The sequence below is a fragment of the Mycobacterium toneyamaense genome (genome assembly GCF_055384815.1).
In genome coordinates this window covers 3,020,704-3,036,278 of the sequence record NZ_AP040333.1, presented here as the reverse complement: position 1 = coordinate 3,036,278, position 15,575 = coordinate 3,020,704, and the positions used below count along the sequence as shown (strand labels likewise).

Here is a 15,575-nt window from a genome sequence, read left to right as displayed (position 1 = left end):
ACGGGTTACGCCGCGACTATCCGTTCACGGCGAAAGCGGCTGGGCCGCAGGGTCGTTCAGGCGATCTTGCGGCTGCGGTGATTCGGACCGCCGCGGCTGCGCATCACCGCGCCGGACTGCACCAGCATGCTGTGCACCGACCCATAGGATTTTCCGGACGTGGCCACCAATGACCTGATACTGGCGCCGCTCTCGTAGGCGTTACGCAGCTGGGTCATCATCTGGTCGCGAGATGCCTTGGATTGCCTCATCGCCGGTCCCCTGACTCTCCCCCCGGCGGTATGCCGGGCTGACGGAAATCAGCGTAAGAACAGCGCTCGCTCGGCGCGGGCGATTCGGTGAATCAGGTCACGCCAATTCGATGAGATCGCGGTAGGTGTCCGACCAGAAGTCCTCGGTGGCGTCCGGCAGCAACAGCACCCGCTGCGGATTGAGCGCCTCGGCCGCGCCCGGATCGTGCGTCACGAGCACCACCGAACCCGCGTAACTGCGCAGCGCGTCGAGCACCTGCTCGCGCGACGCCGGGTCCAGGTTGTTGGTCGGCTCGTCGAGCAGCAGCACATTGGCGGTCGAGGCGACCAGGCCGGCCAGCGCCAACCGGGTCTTCTCACCGCCGGACAGCGTGCCGGCGGGCTGATCCAGCTGCGGGCCCGTGAACATGAACGCACCCAGCAGGCCACGCAGATCCTGTTCCCCGGTGTCGGGGGCGGCGTGCCGGATGTTCTCCCACACGGTCGCGGCGTTGTCGAGGGTGTCGTGCTCCTGCGCGAAGTAACCGATCTTGAGGCCGTAGCCCGGTTCGATGCCGCCGGCGTCGGCGGTCTCCACGCCCGCCAGCAGGCGCAACAGCGTCGTCTTACCGGCGCCGTTGAGGCCAAGGACGACGACCCGCGAACCCCGGTCGATCGCGAGGTCCACGCCGGTGAAGATCTCCAGCGAGCCGTACGTCTTGGTCAGGCCCTTGACGATCAGCGGGGTCTTGCCGCACGGCGCCGGCGTCGGGAACTTGATCTTGGCGACCTTGTCGGCCACCCGCTCAGCATCGAGTTCGGCGATCATGCGCTCGGCACGGCGCAGCATGTTCTGCGCGGCAACAGCTTTGGTGGCCTTGGCGCCCATCTTCGCGGCCTGCGCCCGCAGCGCACCCGCCTTCTTCTCAGCGTTCGCGCGCTCACGGCGGCGGCGCTGCTCGTCGGTGGCGCGGGCGTCGAGGTACTTCTGCCAGCCCATGTTGTAGACGTCGGCCTCGCCGCGCACGGCGTCGAGGAACCACACCCGGTTCACCACATCGGCGAGCAGTTCGACGTCGTGACTGATCACCACGAGACCGCCGGTATGGCTCTGCAGGAACGTGCGCAGCCAACCGATGGAGTCGGCGTCGAGGTGGTTGGTCGGCTCGTCCAGCAGCAGCGTGGTGTTGGAGCCGGAGCCCTCCGAGGCCGCGAACAGGATGCGGGCCAGTTCGATACGACGACGCTGACCACCCGACAGGGTCCGCAGCGGCTGCGTAAGCACCCGGTCCGGCAGGCCCAGGCTGGCGCAGATGCGGCCGGCGTCGCTCTCGGCGGCGTATCCACCGAGGGCCGAAAACCGTTCCTCCAGAACGCCGTACCGGCGCACCGCCTTGTCGCGGGCGGCCTGGTCGACCACCTCGGCCATGATGGCCTGCTGCTTCTCCAGGTCGGCCAACAGGGTGTCCAGGCCGCGGGCCGAGAGCACCCGGTCGCGGGCCAGGACGTCCAGATCGCCTTCCTTCGGATCCTGCGGCAGGTAACCGACCTCGCCGATGCGCTCGACCGTCCCGGCATACGGCTGGCCTTCACCGGCCAGGATGCGCAGCGTCGTGGTCTTGCCGGCTCCGTTGCGGCCGACCAGACCGATCCGGTCGCCCGGCTGGATCCGCAGCGCGGAGCCCTCGAAGGCCAGCAGCGTGCGCGCTCCGGCGCGGACCTCCAGGTCCGTTGCGGTGATCACGCAGCTGCCTCCTAGCTCATTTGTCGTCCGTGAAGACCGCGGGTCGTTTCTCGGCGCGCGCGGCAACCGCCTCTTCGAAGTTGGCGGTGAGCAGTCGGATGAAGAGCTGACCCAGGCCTTCGGCCTGCATATGGCTCTCCAGACTACCGGCGTCCAGTCCACTCCAGAGAGTCCGCTTGGTCAATTCAATTCCCGGGCGGGAGAACGAGCCGATGCGCTCGGCCATGTCGAAGCAGGTTTGCAGGAGCTGATCGTCGGCGACGGTCCGCGACACGAGACCGATCCGCTCGGCCTCGGCCGAGTCGATGTCCCGGCCGGTGAGCATCACCTCGAACGCCCGCGATGTGCCGATGGCCCGCGGCAGCAGATAGGACAGGCCCAATTCGCTGGCCGTCAGACCGTTGTTGATGCCCGCGGCCCGGAAGTAGGCGCCCTCGCCGGCGACGCGGATGTCGCACGCCAGCGCGAGGCACAGGCCACCGCCGATCGCCGCTCCGTTGACCGCCGCGATCACCGGTTGGTGCAGCTTGCGCAGGGCGAGGATGACGTCGTCGAGCACTTCCATGGACCGCAACGCGAACGTCGGCCGGGTCAGTCCCGCGACGTGCGGCACCGAACCGGCCGACTTGTGGTCGGCGCCCGAGGAGAACCCGCGCCCCGCGCCGGTCAGGACGACCGCGCGGACATCGTTGTCGTTGGTGATGTCATCGAGCGCCGCCTTGAGCGGAACCATGACGTCGAACGCCATCGAGTTCATCCGCTCGGGGCGGTTCAGGGTGACCAGGGCCACGCCAGGGCGCGGGCGGTCGACGAGTACCAGTGGGTTCTGTTCGGTCACGCCCTGCACGCTAGCGGGTGCGCAATGTCACACCCGCCGGCAGTGCTCGGCCGCGCTCAGACGTCGGTGCCGTCGCCCTTTTCGGCCATCGCGGCGTCGATGTCGAATTCCTTGATCTGGCTGATGACCTCGTCGAGCTGATTGGCCGCCAGCATGCCCGAGTGCCGGAACACCAGCTGGCCCTTCTTGAACGCCATCAGGGTCGGGATGGCCTGGATCTCGGCCGCGGAGGCCAGCGCCTGCTCGGCCTCGGTGTCGACCTTGGCGTGGAAGACGTCGGGGTGCTTCTCGGACGATGCGGTGAACGTCGGAGCGAACGCCCGGCACGGCCCGCACCATGACGCCCAGAAGTCCACCAGCACGATGTCGTTGTCGCTGATGATGCCGTTGAATTCGGCGGCGGTGATGTCCTTGGTGCTCACGCTTCTCCCAACATTGCGGTGTACCTGCTTGTTCCCAGTATCTGGTCAGCTCAATCGTGCCAGCGCACTGGCCGCGTCGTAGCCATTGAACCCGTCCAGGGTGCCGCTGCGCAGGCGGTTCACCCAACCGGGATCGGCCAGCAGCGCCCGCCCGATCGCGACCATGTCGAACTCGCCGGCGTCGAACTGCTCCACCAACTGGTCCACCGGTCCCGGCTCGATGACCTGGCCGGGCTTCTCGGACCGGAACGCGGTCTGCAGGCCCACCGAACCGACGGCGATGACGGGCGTCCCGGTGACCTTCTTGGTCCAGCCGGCCAGCGTCAGGGCCGGGTCGGCGTCGGGGAACGCCGGCACATAGTGGCGACGGGTCGAGGGATGCAGCGCATCGACACCGGCGTCGACCAACGGCGCCAGCAGTTCCTGCAGCTGCATCGGGTCGTCGACCAGCGTGGCGTTGTAGTCGGTGCCCTTCCACTGCGAGAAGCGGTAGATGATCGGGTAGTCCGGGCCGACCGCCGCACGCACCGCCGCGACGACCTCGGCCGGGAAGCGGGTGCGATTCTGCACCGAACCCCCGTATTCGTCGGTACGCAGATTCGTTCTCGTCCACAGGAATTGGTCGAGCAGGTAGCCGTGGGCGCCGTGCAGTTCGACGGCGTCGAAGCCGACCTCCTTGGCGTTGCGTGCCGCCTCGGCGTACCACTGCGCGACGGCGGGCAGCTCGTCGGCCGCCAGGGCACGGCCGATCTGCTCGCCCAGTCCGTTCACTCCCGACGGACTGACCGGCGCCACCCCGTCGCGGTCACCACGCTCGGCGCCCTGGTGCCACAATTGGGCGGCGATGGTCGCACCGTGGCGGTGCACCGCGCTGGTGACGTTGCGCCAGCCGTCGAGCGCCGCCGCGCCCACGAGCGTCGGGATGTCCGGCGAGCCGGCGGCCGACGGGTCACCCACCCGCACGCCTTCGGTGATGATCAGGCCGACGCCGCCGGCAGCCCGACGCGCGTAGTACTCCGCCACGTCGGGCCCCGGCACGCCTCCGGGCGACGCCTGCCTGGTCATGGGCGCCATCGCGAACCGGTTGGGTACGGTCAGGTTCCGCAGGGCCAGTGGGGCGAAGAGTCCAGATGCATCGACGGTCATGAGCCTATGCAACACCGTGACGGCTCAACCGATTCCGCCGGTGCCCGGCTGCCGGTCAGTTGTCTGCTGTCATGCCGATGACGGCAGCTCGTGTGCGCGGCGTGCTTCGAACCGCCAGATCGCCTGGTGCAGCGCATCGGCGTGCCAGCCGGCCGCATTGGCAACGGCGGCGAGCAGGCCCGCGGTGTCGATCGGGCCGTCGCGACCGATTTCGCGCGCGACGTATCCCGCGACGCTCGGATCCGTGCCGGGCAGTTCCGCCAGCATCAGCAGGAAGCGCCAGGTGAAGCCCGAGCGCTGACCGGGTATCGCGCACCACGCCCGCTTGGCCTCCTTCGCCAACTCGGGGTCCGCGGCGATCACCCGCAGGTCTTCGGTGGTGCTGATCCCCAGTGCGACAAAGGCTTGCGCGACCTCCGTCAGCGCCACCGAGCGCAGCGGTGCGTCTTTCCTGGTGGATGTCGGCCGCCGATTACCGATCTGGGCGGCCCACTGCTCCGAACCACCCAGTGCCTCGACGTTCGCGAGCAGTTCGGGTGCGCCGTCGGTGTCGGCGTCACCGCCTTGCCCGGCCCGGTAGCTGCGGTACCGCTCGACGATCTTGTCGACGGTGAGGTGCCGGGCGCCTGCGGCGTAGATGGCATCAATGATGCAGAGCGCCAGGGAATTCGGATAGCCGACGGGCGCCGGCCAGCCGGCCGGATCGTCGAGGTCACGTTCGCACGCGGCCCGCAGCCGTTCGATGTCAGCGTTCATGGTGTTTGCCTTCCGGTCGCAGCGGACCTGATTGGTCCTGTTGCGCTGGAAGCTAGAGAAGGCATCCGACAAGAAACGCCTGGCGCGGGTCCGGAACCCGGAGTTATCCACAGCCGCCGGTTTCCGAAATGTAGGGAATTCCCTTATATGCCCGGCGGTCTCGCCGCCTTAGCGTCGAGTTCATCAGCCGGCAGAGAGGGACCGACATGTTCGTATCCACCCGGCGCTGCGGCGGCGTCGCCATGGCGTTGATCGGCAGCATCGGCACCGCGGGCATCGCGCTGGCACCAGCTGCGGCGGCCGACGTGGTCGAGGAATACGTCCGGGGCTACTGTTCGCCGCCGAACGGTCAGGACTGCAACGCCAGGCCGTCGATCCACTTCGATGCCCACATCGCCGAGAAGGTGCTGGCATCGTTCACCAATGACGCCAACGGGTGCTCGGACATCGTCGTGCGCTTCTACCTCGATGGCCGCCAGATCGCCGCACCCGCGATCGCGCGACCCGGCAGCACAGTCACCGCCCCGCCGGCCTACACCAAGACAGCGGGCGGCCACGACTTGAGCGTCGGAGCCACCGGGGTGAAGGGCGGCTGCAACGTCGGCACGCTCGAAGCGTTCGGCGGCACCTTGTCTGCCAACGTGATCGAACTACGTCAGTAGCGGGAATCAGACGGTGAAGCCGAGCGCCCGCAGCTGCTCGCGGCCGTCGTCGGTGATCTTGTCCGGGCCCCACGGCGGGTTCCACACCCAGTTCAGCTTGAGGTCGCTGACGAGGCCGGCACCGACCAGGGCGGTCCGGGACTGGTCCTCGATCACGTCGGTCAGCGGACAGGCGGCCGACGTCAGCGTCATGTCCAGCTTCACGACGGTGCCTTCGTCGCCCTCTTCGAGGGTCATGCCGTAGACGAGCCCGAGGTCGACGACGTTGATGCCGAGCTCGGGGTCGACGACGTCGCGCATGGCCTCCTCGACGGCGTCGAGCAGTTCGGGGTCGTCGACCACATTGGCCGCGGTGGTGGCTTCGGGGGTGCCTTCAGTCATCGCTTGTCCTCCGCATTGGTGCCGGCCGTTGCCAGCGCCGTGTCCGATGCACTCGCCAACGCGAGCGCCGTGTCTTTGGCGCTCGCCTCGGCGAGCGCGGCCTTGAATGCAGTCCAGCCCAGCAGCGCGCATTTCACCCGTGCCGGGTACTTGGCGACACCGGCGAACGCGATGCCGTCACCCAACACATCTTCGTCCCCCTCGACGTTGCCGCGGGAGGAAATCATCTCGGTGAACGCGCCGACGGTCTTGAGCGCCTCGTCGACGCTCTGGCCGATCACCTGGTCGGTGAGCACCGACGTCGACGCCTGGCTGATCGAGCAGCCCTGCCCGTCGTACGAGATGTCGGCGATGGTCTCGCCGTCGTCGGACAGCGTCACCCGCAACGTCACCTCGTCACCGCACGTCGGGTTGACGTGGTGCACCTGCGCGCCGAACGGTTCACGCAGCCCGCGGTGATGCGGGTGCTTGTAGTGGTCCAGGATCACTTCCTGGTACATCTGTTCCATTCTCATGAGAAGAACTCCACAGCGCGTTTGACGCCCGCGACCAATCGGTCCACTTCGTCGAGCGTGTTGTAGACCGCGAACGACGCGCGCGCCGTCGCGGCGATGCCGAACCGCCGGTGCAACGGCGCCGCGCAGTGATGCCCGACCCGGACCGCGATGCCTTCGTCGTCGAGGATCTGGCCGACATCGTGCGCATGCACGCCGTCCAACACGAAGCTCACGGGCGAGCCGCGGTGCTCGGTCGTGGTCGGCCCGATGATCCGCACCTGCGGAATCTGGGTCAGCCCGGCCAGCGTCGCGGCCACCAACTCGGCCTCGTGCGCCTCGACGGCAGCCATCCCGATGGCGTCGAGATACCGTGCGGCAGCGGCCAATCCGACAACCTGGGAGGTCATCGGGGTGCCGGCCTCGAAGCGCTGCGGCGCGGCCGCGTAGGTCGCCGACTCCATGGTGACGGTCTCGATCATGGACCCGCCGGTGAGGAACGGCGGCAGCGCGTTGAGCAGTGCCCGGCGTCCGTACAACACACTGATGCCGGTGGGGCCCAGCATCTTGTGGCCCGAGAACGCCGCGAAATCGACGTCGAGAGCGTGGAAGTCGATGGGCTGGTGCGGCACCGACTGGCAGGCGTCCAGCACGGTCAGCGCGCCGACAGCCTTGGCCCGACGCACGATCTCCGCGACCGGCGCGATCGCACCCGTGACGTTCGAATGATGGGTGAAAGCAACCACTTGCACCCGGTCGTCGAGCTGCAGCGAATCCAGGTCGATTCGGCCGTCGTCGGTCACGGAGTACCAGCGCAGTTTGGCACCGGTGCGGCGGGCCAGTTCCTGCCACGGGATCAGGTTTGCGTGATGCTCCAGCTCCGTTGTGACGATGACGTCGCCGGGACCGATGGCGCGGTCGAACCGGTTGTCCCCCACCGCATACGACACCAGGTTCAGCGCCTCGGTGGCGTTCTTGGTGAACACCAGCTCGTCGTCGTCGGCACCGACGAACGCCGCGATGTCGGCACGGCCCTGCTCGTAGGCGTCGGTCGACTCCTCCATCAGCTGGTGCGCACCACGGTGCACGGCGCCGTTGGACGTCGTCAGGAACTCCCGCTCGGCATCGAGAACCTGCAGCGGCTTCTGCGACGTGGCCCCGGAATCCAGGTACGCCAACTGATTCCCGCCGCGCATGACGCGGCCGAGAATCGGGAAGTCGGCCCTGATTCGCGTCAGGTCGAGATCAACTGACGCCGTCATCTCACGCCTCGGCAGCAGCCGCGGTGGTGTAGCGCTCGTAGCCGTTCTCTTCGAGCTCGTCGGCCAGCTCCGGACCACCGGAGGTGATGATGCGGCCGTCGAAGAAGACGTGCACGAACTGCGGACGGATGTAGCGCAGGATGCGGGTGTAGTGCGTGATCAGCAGGACGCCGCCGTGCTCGGCCTCGGCGTACCGGTTGACGCCCTCGGACACGACGCGCAGCGCGTCGACGTCGAGGCCCGAGTCGGTCTCGTCGAGGATGGCGATCTTCGGCTTCAGCAGACCCAGCTGCAGGATTTCGTGGCGCTTCTTCTCACCACCGGAGAAACCTTCGTTGACGCTGCGCTCGCCGAACGCCGGGTCGATGTCCAGCTCCGACATCGCGGTCTTGACCTCTTTGACCCAGTGGCGCAGCTTCGGTGCCTCGCCGCGGACCGCGGTCGCCGCGGTACGCAGGAAGTTCGACATCGAGACGCCGGGCACCTCGACGGGGTATTGCATGGCCAGGAAGAGGCCCGCGCGGGCGCGCTCGTCGACGCTCATCTCCAGCACGTCCTCGCCGTCCAGGGTGATGGAGCCGGAGGTGACGGTGTACTTGGGGTGGCCGGCGATGGCGTACGACAGCGTCGACTTGCCAGAACCGTTGGGGCCCATGACCGCGTGGGTCTCGCCCGACTTCACGGTCAGGTTGACGCCCTTGAGGATCGGGACGTCGGCGCCGTCGGGCGCGGTGACCGAGACGTGCAGGTCCTTGATTTCCAGTGTGGTCATGAGTTGTTGCGTCCTTCAGTCAGTTCAAGTTCGTGTTCGATGGCGGCGGTGAGGCGTTCGCGGACTTCCGGCACGGCGATCTTCTGGATGATCTCGCCGAAGAAGCCGCGGACAACCAGGCGGCGGGCCTGGTCCTCGGGGATGCCGCGGGCCTGCAGGTAGAACAGCTGCTCGTCGTCGAAACGTCCGGTGGCACTGGCGTGTCCGGCGCCGACGATCTCGCCGGTCTCGATCTCCAGGTTGGGCACCGAGTCGGCGCGGGCGCCGTCGGTGAGCACCAGGTTGCGGTTCACCTCGAAGGTGTCGGTACCGGTGGCGGCGGCGCGGATCAGCACGTCGCCGATCCACACGGTGTGGGCGTCGGCCTTCTTCGAATCCGGATCCCCTTGCAGCGCACCCTTGTACAGCACGTTGGAGCGGCAGTTGGGCACCGCGTGGTCGACCAGCAGGCGCGACTCGAAGTGCTGCCCCTCGTCGGCGAAGTACAGACCCAGCATCTCGGCGTCGCCGCCGGGACCCAGGTAGCGGGTCCGCGAGGTCAGCCGCACGACGTCGCCGCCGAGAGTGACCGCGACGTGCCGCAGCACGGCGTCCTTGCCCAGCGTGGCGTGGTGGGTGCTGATGTTCACCGCGTCGTCGGCCCAGTCGGCGATCGACACGACGGTCAACCGGGCCGCGTCACCGACGACGAATTCGATGTTGTCGGCGTAGGTTCCGCTGCCGCTCTGGTCGATGACCACGACGGCCTCGCCCAGCTCGGCGACCCGCAGCTGCAGATGGCCGTACGCGGTCTTGCCCTCACCCGGTCCGGCGATGGCGATCTCGATGGGCTCGGCGACCTGGACGTCGCGACCGACCGACACGATCGTGGCTTCGTCGAACGACGAATACGCCTGTGCGGCAACGCGGTCCGCGGGCACGCCGCCCTGACCGAGCCGCTCGTCGTCGCGGCCGACGGTCTCGACCGTGACGCCGTCACGCTCGGAAACCTCGACGCGCGCGGCGCCGGTGGCCTCGGCCGACCCGTCGTGCAGCCCGTGCAGACGCTTCAGCGGGGTGAACCGCCACAGCTCGTCACGGCCGCCGGGAACCTCGAAAGCGTTGACGTCGTAGGACGTGAACAGCTCACCCTTGTTGGCGACGATGCCTTCCGTCGCCTCAGTCAAATTACTCACTAACCGACAGCGCCTTCCATCTGCAGCTCGATCAGCCGGTTCAGCTCGAGCGCGTATTCCATTGGCAGTTCCTTGGCGATGGGCTCGACGAAGCCGCGCACCACCATCGCCATGGCCTCGTCCTCGGTCAGGCCGCGGCTCATCAGATAGAACATCTGATCCTCGCTGACCTTCGAGACCGTGGCCTCGTGACCCATCGTGACGTCGTCCTCACGAATGTCGACGTACGGGTAGGTGTCGGAGCGGCTCACGTTGTCGACAAGCAGCGCATCGCATTTCACGCTCGACTTGGAGCCGTGCGCGCCCTTGTTGACCTGGATCAGACCGCGGTACGACGACCGGCCACCACCGCGCGCCACCGACTTCGAGACGATGTTGCTCGACGTGTTCGGCGCCAGGTGCACCATCTTGGCACCGGTGTCCTGGTGCTGGCCTTCGCCCGCGAACGCCACCGAGAGCACCTCACCCTTGGCGTGCTCGCCGGTCATCCAGACCGCCGGGTACTTCATGGTGACCTTGGAACCGATGTTGCCGTCGATCCACTCCATGGTCGCGCCGGCCTCGGCGCGGGCCCGCTTGGTGACCAGGTTGTAGACGTTGTTCGACCAGTTCTGGATGGTCGTGTACCGAACGCGCGCACCGGGTTTCACCACGATCTCGACGACGGCCGAGTGCAGTGAGTCCGACTTGTAGATCGGCGCGGTACAACCCTCCACGTAGTGCACGTAGGAGCCCTCGTCGGCGATGATCAGCGTCCGCTCGAACTGGCCCATGTTCTCGGTGTTGATCCGGAAGTAGGCCTGCAGCGGGATGTCGACGTGCACGCCCGGCGGCACGTAGATGAACGAGCCGCCCGACCACACCGCGGAGTTCAGCGCGGAAAACTTGTTGTCACCGGACGGGATCACGGTGCCGAAGTACTGCTTGAACAGCTCCGGGTGCTCGCGCAGGCCCGAGTCGGTGTCCAGGAAGATGACGCCCAGCGCCTCGAGGTCCTCGCGGATCTGGTGGTACACGACCTCGGACTCGTACTGCGCGGCGACACCGGCGACCAGGCGCTGCTTCTCGGCCTCCGGGATACCCAGGCGGTCGTAGGTGTTCTTGATGTCCTCGGGCAGTTCCTCCCAGGACGTGGCCTGCTTCTCGGTGGACCGCACGAAGTACTTGATGTTGTCGAAGTCGATGCCCTCGAGGTCGCTGCCCCACCGCGGCATGGGCTTCTTGTCGAAGATGCGCAGCGCCTTGAGCCGGAAGTCGAGCATCCACTCGGGTTCGTTCTTCTTCGACGAGATGTCGCGCACGACAGCCTCGTTCAACCCACGGGTCGCCGCGGCTCCTGCGACATCGCTGTCAGCCCAGCCGTAGCCGTACGTGCCCAGGGAGGCAATGGTCTCCTCCTGGGTCAACTGTTCCGGGGTGGTCGTCATTGCGACACTCCTTCTTCTTGGGTCGCGGGGTGGATCGAGTGGACTGCGTGCTCGGGGATGACGGGAACGTGCGTCGTACAGGCGCAATCCCCGTTGACGATGGTGGCCAGGCGCTGCACGTGCGTACCGAGCACCTCGGCGAACGCTTCGCGCTCGGCGTCGCACAGCTCGGGGAACTCTTCGGCGACGTGCGAGACCGGACAGTGGTGCTGGCAGATCTGCACCCCGCCGATGGGGCCCGTCACCGGCGTCGTCGTGGTGGCGTAGCCGGCCTTCGTCAGCGCCGTTGCCACCTGATCCGCGGTATCGGTGATGTCGTCGGTGGCGGTGACGCCGGACAGGATCGAGTCGATGCGACGACGCGCGAACGTCCGGATGGCGTCGTCACCGCCGATCTCGCGCAGCTGACGCATGGCGGCCGCGGCGAGGTCGTCGTAGGTGTGGCCGAGCTTGGCGCGCCCGGCGGCGGTGAGGCGGTAGCGCTTGGCGGGGCGGCCACGGCCGTTGTGCTGCCACGCGGCGGCGGCACTGGATTCGGCGTCGCCGGCCTCGATGAGCGCGTCGAGATGACGCCGCACGCCGGCCGCGGAGATGCCGAGCTGCTCGCCGATCTGGCTCGCGGTCACGGCGCCTTCCAGCAGCAACTGCACGATCGCCGAGCGGGTGTGACCATCAGAAACAGCCGTTGCCGACGCCACCGCGGTCGCGGTGCCGACAGCTTCGGGAGCTCCGGACGGCAATTTCACAACACCATTGTGACGGAATTCAGAAACCGAATCTAGGAAGGTAACCCTTATCACCGAGTTGGCGGGGGCCAAACAGGCCTACGGCTAATCTGCTCTGATGCCCGACCGCCTTCAGCACCTGAGCACGGCCGTCGCGCACTGGCATGCCGACGAGCCGTCCGTCGGCTCCCCGCTCAACGCGTCCGAGATCGCCTCCCTGCGCCGGACCCGCCGGTTCGGGGCAACCGGAACGGTACTGATGGCCATCGGCGCGCTCGGCGCCGGCGCCCGGCCCGTCGTGCAGGACCCGACGTTCGGGGTGCGCCTGCTGAACCTGCCGTCCCGCATCCAGACCGTCTCGCTGACCATGACCACCACCGGCGCCGTCATGATGGCGCTGGCGTGGCTACTGCTGGGCCGCTACACGCTGGGCAAACGGCGCATGTCGCGCAGTCAGCTGGACCAGACGCTGCTGCTGTGGGCGCTGCCGCTGCTGATCGCGCCGCCGATGTACAGCAAGGACGTCTATTCCTATCTGGCGCAGAGCCAGATCGCGAGCATCGGTCTCGACCCCTACCGCGTCGGCCCGGCGACCGGGCTCGGGCTCGGCCACGTCTTCACCCTGACGGTGCCGAGCCTGTGGCGGGAAACACCGGCGCCCTACGGACCGCTGTTCCTGTGGATCGGGCGCGGGATCTCGGAGCTCACCGGCGACAACATCGTCGCCGGTGTGCTCTCGCACCGGCTGGTCGTGCTGCTCGGGGTCGCGGCCACGGTGTGGGCAACGCCACGGCTGGCGCGCCGCTGCGGTGTCGCCGAAGTCAGCGCACTCTGGCTGGGACCGTGTAATCCCCTGCTCTTCATGCACCTCATCGCGGGCATCCACAACGAAGCGCCGATGCTCGGACTGATGCTCGCCGGCACCGAATTCGCCATGCGCGGCATCGATTCCGCCCACCCCTTCCTCCCGCGGCCCTTGGGCTGGCCGCGGCACCGCGCCGACTGGGCCGCGTGGTATCCGCTGGCGATGCTGCTCACCGGCACGGTGCTCATCGCCATGTCGTCGCAGATCAAGCTGCCGTCGCTGCTCGCTCTGGGTTTCGTGGCGATGGCCCTCGCGCGCCGGCTGGGCGGGACGGTCAAGGCCTTCTTCCAGGCCTGTGTGCCGCTGGGCACCGTCGCACTCGCGGTCATGGCGCTCATCGGCTGGGCCAGCGGCCTGGGCTTCGGCTGGCTGTTCACACTCGGCACCGCCAACGTGGTGCGGTCGTGGATGTCGCCGCCGACACTGGTCGCGCTCGGTACCGGACAGGTCGGCATCCTGCTCGGCCTGGGCGATCACACGACCGCGGTCCTCGGGCTGACCCGTGGGATCGGCGTCTTCGTCATCGGCGTGCTGGTGAGCTGGCTGTTGCTGTCGGTGCTGCGGGGGCGGCTCCACCCACTGGGCGGCCTCGGCGTCGCCATGGGCGCGACGGTGCTGCTGTTCCCCGTCGTGCAGCCCTGGTACCTGCTGTGGGCGATCATCCCGCTGGCCTGCTGGGCCACCCGGCCGGGCTTCCGCGGCACGACCATCGTGGTGACGTTCGTCGTCGGCGTCTTCGGCCCGACGGCCAACGGCGACCGGTTCGCGCTCTTCCAGATCCTCGACGCCACCCTGGCCAGTACCGTCATCGTGCTGCTGCTGATCGCCGCGACGCGGGGTCGCCTGCCCTGGCGCGGATTGCCGGAATCCGACAACGGTGACGCCCCTGGTAGCGCCGCTGCCAGGTCCGACGCTTACGCTGAATCCCCGTGAGTTCCGGTGAGACGCCCGTATTGCTGCGCGGCGTCAGCAAGCGCTACGGCGATATCCAGGCCGTGAACAATCTGGATCTGGAGGTGCAGCGCGCCGAGGTGCTGGCCCTGCTCGGACCCAACGGGGCCGGTAAGACCACCACCGTCGAGATGTGCGAGGGCTTCAACAAACCCGACTCGGGCAGCATCTCGATCCTGGGCCTGGACCCGACGGCCGACAACGCCAAGCTGCGCGCCCGCATCGGCGTGATGCTGCAGGGCGGCGGCGGCTACCCGGCCGCCAAAGCCGGCGAGATGCTGAACCTCGTCGCGGCGTATTCGGCCAATCCGCTCGACCCGCAGTGGCTGATGGACACCCTCGGCCTGACCGAAGCCGCGCGCACCACCTACCGCCGGCTGTCCGGCGGGCAGCAGCAGCGCCTGGCGCTGGCGTGCGCCATCGTCGGACGCCCTGAGCTGGTGTTCCTCGACGAGCCCACCGCCGGTATGGACGCCCACGCCCGAATCGTGGTGTGGGAGTTGATCGAAGGCCTGCGCCGCGACGGTGTCACCGTCGTGCTCACCACACATCAGCTCACCGAGGCCGAGGAACTGGCCGACCGCATCGTGATCATCGACCACGGCGCCGCGGTCGCCGCCGGTACACCCGCCGACCTGATGCGGGGCGGCGCCGAGAACCAGTTGCGTTTCTCGGCCCCGCCCAAACTGGACCTGTCGCTGTTGATCTCCGCGCTGCCGGAGGACTACCGCGCCACGGAAGCCGCCGCCGGCGAGTACCTGGTGGAAGGCCACATCGACCCGCAGGTGCTGGCCACCGTCACCGCGTGGGCCGCCCGCCTGAACGTGCTGGCCACCGACATGCGCGTCGAGCAGCGCAGCCTCGAGGACGTGTTCCTCGACCTGACCGGACGGGAGCTGCGGTCATGAGTGGCCAGCGAGTAGCGAAGGCGGATCGCGCATGAGTACAGCGACAAATCGGTTCGCCCCGGGAACGTTCACCCCGGACCCGCGGCCCGCAGCCATCCCCGCGATGCTCGCGGCGCAGTACAGCCTGGAGCTCAAGCTGCTGCTGCGCAACGGCGAGCAACTGCTGTTGACCATGTTCATCCCGATCACCCTGTTGGTCGGGCTCACCCTGCTGCCGCTGGGCTCGCTGGGCGACCACCGCCCGGGGACGTTCACCCCGCCGATCATGGCGCTGGCGGTGATCTCGACAGCCTTCACCGGGCAGGCCATCGCCGTCGCCTTCGACCGGCGTTACGGCGCGCTCAAACGCCTCGGCGCCACCGCGTTGCCGGTGTGGGGCATCATCGCCGGTAAGTCGCTCGCCGTGGTCACGACGGTGTTCCTGCAGTCAATCCTGTTGGGCGGCATCGGCATTGCGCTGGGCTGGCGGCCGAGCCCGCTGAGCCTGCTGCTGGGCGCGGTGGTCATCGCGCTCGGCACCGCCTCGTTCGCAGCCCTGGGCCTGCTGCTTGGCGGAACGCTGAAGGCCGAGATCGTGCTGGCCCTGGCGAACCTGCTGTGGTTCATCCTGGCCGGGCTCGGCGCCCTGACCATCGAGCACCGCGTCGTCCCCGAAGCGCTGCGCTGGGTGGCGCGACTGACGCCGTCGGGCGCGCTCACCGAATCACTGACCCAGGCGATGACGCTGTCGGTCGACTGGTTCGGCATTGCGGTGCTGGCCGCGTGGGGCGTGCTCGCCGGACTGGCCGCGCTGCGCTGGTTCCGGTTCAGCTGACCG

17 protein-coding genes are annotated in these 15,575 nt (G+C 68.1%); 4 read left to right on the top strand and 13 right to left on the bottom strand.

Annotated elements, in window-relative coordinates:
* Positions 1-56: 56 nt before the first annotated feature.
* The 6 genes from ACZ5IQ_RS14745 to ACZ5IQ_RS14720 form a co-directional block, all read right to left on the bottom strand.
* Positions 57-251, bottom strand: a complete 195-nt coding sequence (locus ACZ5IQ_RS14745) for a helix-turn-helix domain-containing protein (protein WP_029105025.1) — start codon at positions 249-251, stop codon at positions 57-59.
* A 97-nt stretch (positions 252-348) separates the two neighbouring features.
* Positions 349-1,974: an ABC-F family ATP-binding cassette domain-containing protein gene (locus ACZ5IQ_RS14740; RefSeq protein WP_464481394.1), complete on the bottom strand. Its 1,626-nt coding sequence runs from the start codon at positions 1,972-1,974 to the stop codon at positions 349-351.
* A 16-nt stretch (positions 1,975-1,990) separates the two neighbouring features.
* Positions 1,991-2,821, bottom strand: a complete 831-nt coding sequence (locus ACZ5IQ_RS14735) for an enoyl-CoA hydratase (protein ID WP_061000878.1) — start codon at positions 2,819-2,821, stop codon at positions 1,991-1,993.
* Between the two features lie 47 nt (positions 2,822-2,868).
* Positions 2,869-3,234: a thioredoxin gene (gene trxA / locus ACZ5IQ_RS14730; RefSeq protein ID WP_061000880.1), complete on the bottom strand. Its 366-nt coding sequence runs from the start codon at positions 3,232-3,234 to the stop codon at positions 2,869-2,871.
* Between the two features lie 45 nt (positions 3,235-3,279).
* Positions 3,280-4,380 carry an NADH:flavin oxidoreductase gene (locus ACZ5IQ_RS14725; RefSeq protein ID WP_135355951.1) on the bottom strand — a complete coding sequence of 367 codons (1,101 nt, stop codon included), beginning with the start codon at positions 4,378-4,380 and terminating at the stop codon, positions 3,280-3,282.
* 69 nt (positions 4,381-4,449) lie between these two features.
* Entirely contained in the window at positions 4,450-5,136 is a 687-nt protein-coding gene (locus ACZ5IQ_RS14720) for a heme peroxidase (protein ID WP_135355950.1), read from the bottom strand.
* A gap of 206 nt (positions 5,137-5,342) precedes the next feature.
* Here ACZ5IQ_RS14720 and ACZ5IQ_RS14715 point away from each other — a divergent pair, with 206 nt between their 5' ends.
* Positions 5,343-5,798, top strand: coding sequence for a hypothetical protein (locus ACZ5IQ_RS14715; RefSeq protein WP_064858081.1), 456 nt, complete (start codon positions 5,343-5,345; stop codon positions 5,796-5,798).
* Positions 5,799-5,804: 6 nt separating this feature from the next.
* Here the strand turns inward: ACZ5IQ_RS14715 and ACZ5IQ_RS14710 are convergent, their stop codons facing one another.
* From ACZ5IQ_RS14710 to ACZ5IQ_RS14680, 7 genes are read right to left on the bottom strand one after another with little or no spacing between them, the layout of a single operon-like run.
* On the bottom strand, positions 5,805-6,179 hold the full coding sequence (locus ACZ5IQ_RS14710; RefSeq protein WP_061000889.1) for a metal-sulfur cluster assembly factor: 375 nt from the start codon (positions 6,177-6,179) through the stop codon (positions 5,805-5,807).
* Entirely contained in the window at positions 6,176-6,694 is a 519-nt protein-coding gene (gene sufU, locus ACZ5IQ_RS14705) for a Fe-S cluster assembly sulfur transfer protein SufU (RefSeq protein WP_464481393.1), read from the bottom strand. Before sufU ends, ACZ5IQ_RS14710 begins: the two co-directional genes overlap by 4 nt.
* Positions 6,691-7,935 (bottom strand): cysteine desulfurase, encoded by a 1,245-nt coding sequence (locus ACZ5IQ_RS14700; RefSeq protein ID WP_464481392.1) that lies wholly within the window; start codon positions 7,933-7,935, stop codon positions 6,691-6,693. Before ACZ5IQ_RS14700 ends, sufU begins: the two co-directional genes overlap by 4 nt.
* Before the next feature lies 1 nt (position 7,936).
* On the bottom strand, positions 7,937-8,707 hold the full coding sequence (sufC, locus tag ACZ5IQ_RS14695; protein WP_061000896.1) for a Fe-S cluster assembly ATPase SufC: 771 nt from the start codon (positions 8,705-8,707) through the stop codon (positions 7,937-7,939).
* Positions 8,704-9,882 (bottom strand): Fe-S cluster assembly protein SufD, encoded by a 1,179-nt coding sequence (sufD, locus tag ACZ5IQ_RS14690; RefSeq protein WP_061000898.1) that lies wholly within the window; start codon positions 9,880-9,882, stop codon positions 8,704-8,706. Before sufD ends, sufC begins: the two co-directional genes overlap by 4 nt.
* A complete protein-coding gene (gene sufB / locus ACZ5IQ_RS14685; protein ID WP_061000900.1) occupies positions 9,882-11,309 on the bottom strand; it encodes a Fe-S cluster assembly protein SufB in 1,428 nt (475 codons plus the stop codon). Before sufB ends, sufD begins: the two co-directional genes overlap by 1 nt.
* Positions 11,306-12,049, bottom strand: a complete 744-nt coding sequence (locus ACZ5IQ_RS14680) for a helix-turn-helix transcriptional regulator (RefSeq protein ID WP_110767058.1) — start codon at positions 12,047-12,049, stop codon at positions 11,306-11,308. The genes sufB and ACZ5IQ_RS14680 overlap by 4 nt, the downstream gene beginning before the upstream one ends.
* A 103-nt stretch (positions 12,050-12,152) precedes the next feature.
* On the opposite strand from ACZ5IQ_RS14680, the gene mptB reads away from it, so the two are divergent.
* The 3 genes from mptB to ACZ5IQ_RS14665 are packed head-to-tail and all read left to right on the top strand — an operon-like array spanning position 12,153 to position 15,572.
* Positions 12,153-13,832, top strand: coding sequence for a polyprenol phosphomannose-dependent alpha 1,6 mannosyltransferase MptB (gene mptB, locus ACZ5IQ_RS14675; protein ID WP_464481391.1), 1,680 nt, complete (start codon positions 12,153-12,155; stop codon positions 13,830-13,832).
* The gene (locus ACZ5IQ_RS14670) at positions 13,829-14,758 is read left to right on the top strand and encodes an ABC transporter ATP-binding protein (RefSeq protein ID WP_267325415.1); all 930 of its coding nucleotides are present in this window, start codon (positions 13,829-13,831) and stop codon (positions 14,756-14,758) included. The genes mptB and ACZ5IQ_RS14670 overlap by 4 nt, the downstream gene beginning before the upstream one ends.
* Positions 14,759-14,789: 31 nt before the next feature.
* Positions 14,790-15,572, top strand: a complete 783-nt coding sequence (locus ACZ5IQ_RS14665; protein ID WP_064858085.1) for an ABC transporter permease — start codon at positions 14,790-14,792, stop codon at positions 15,570-15,572.
* Positions 15,573-15,575: the final 3 nt, after the last annotated feature.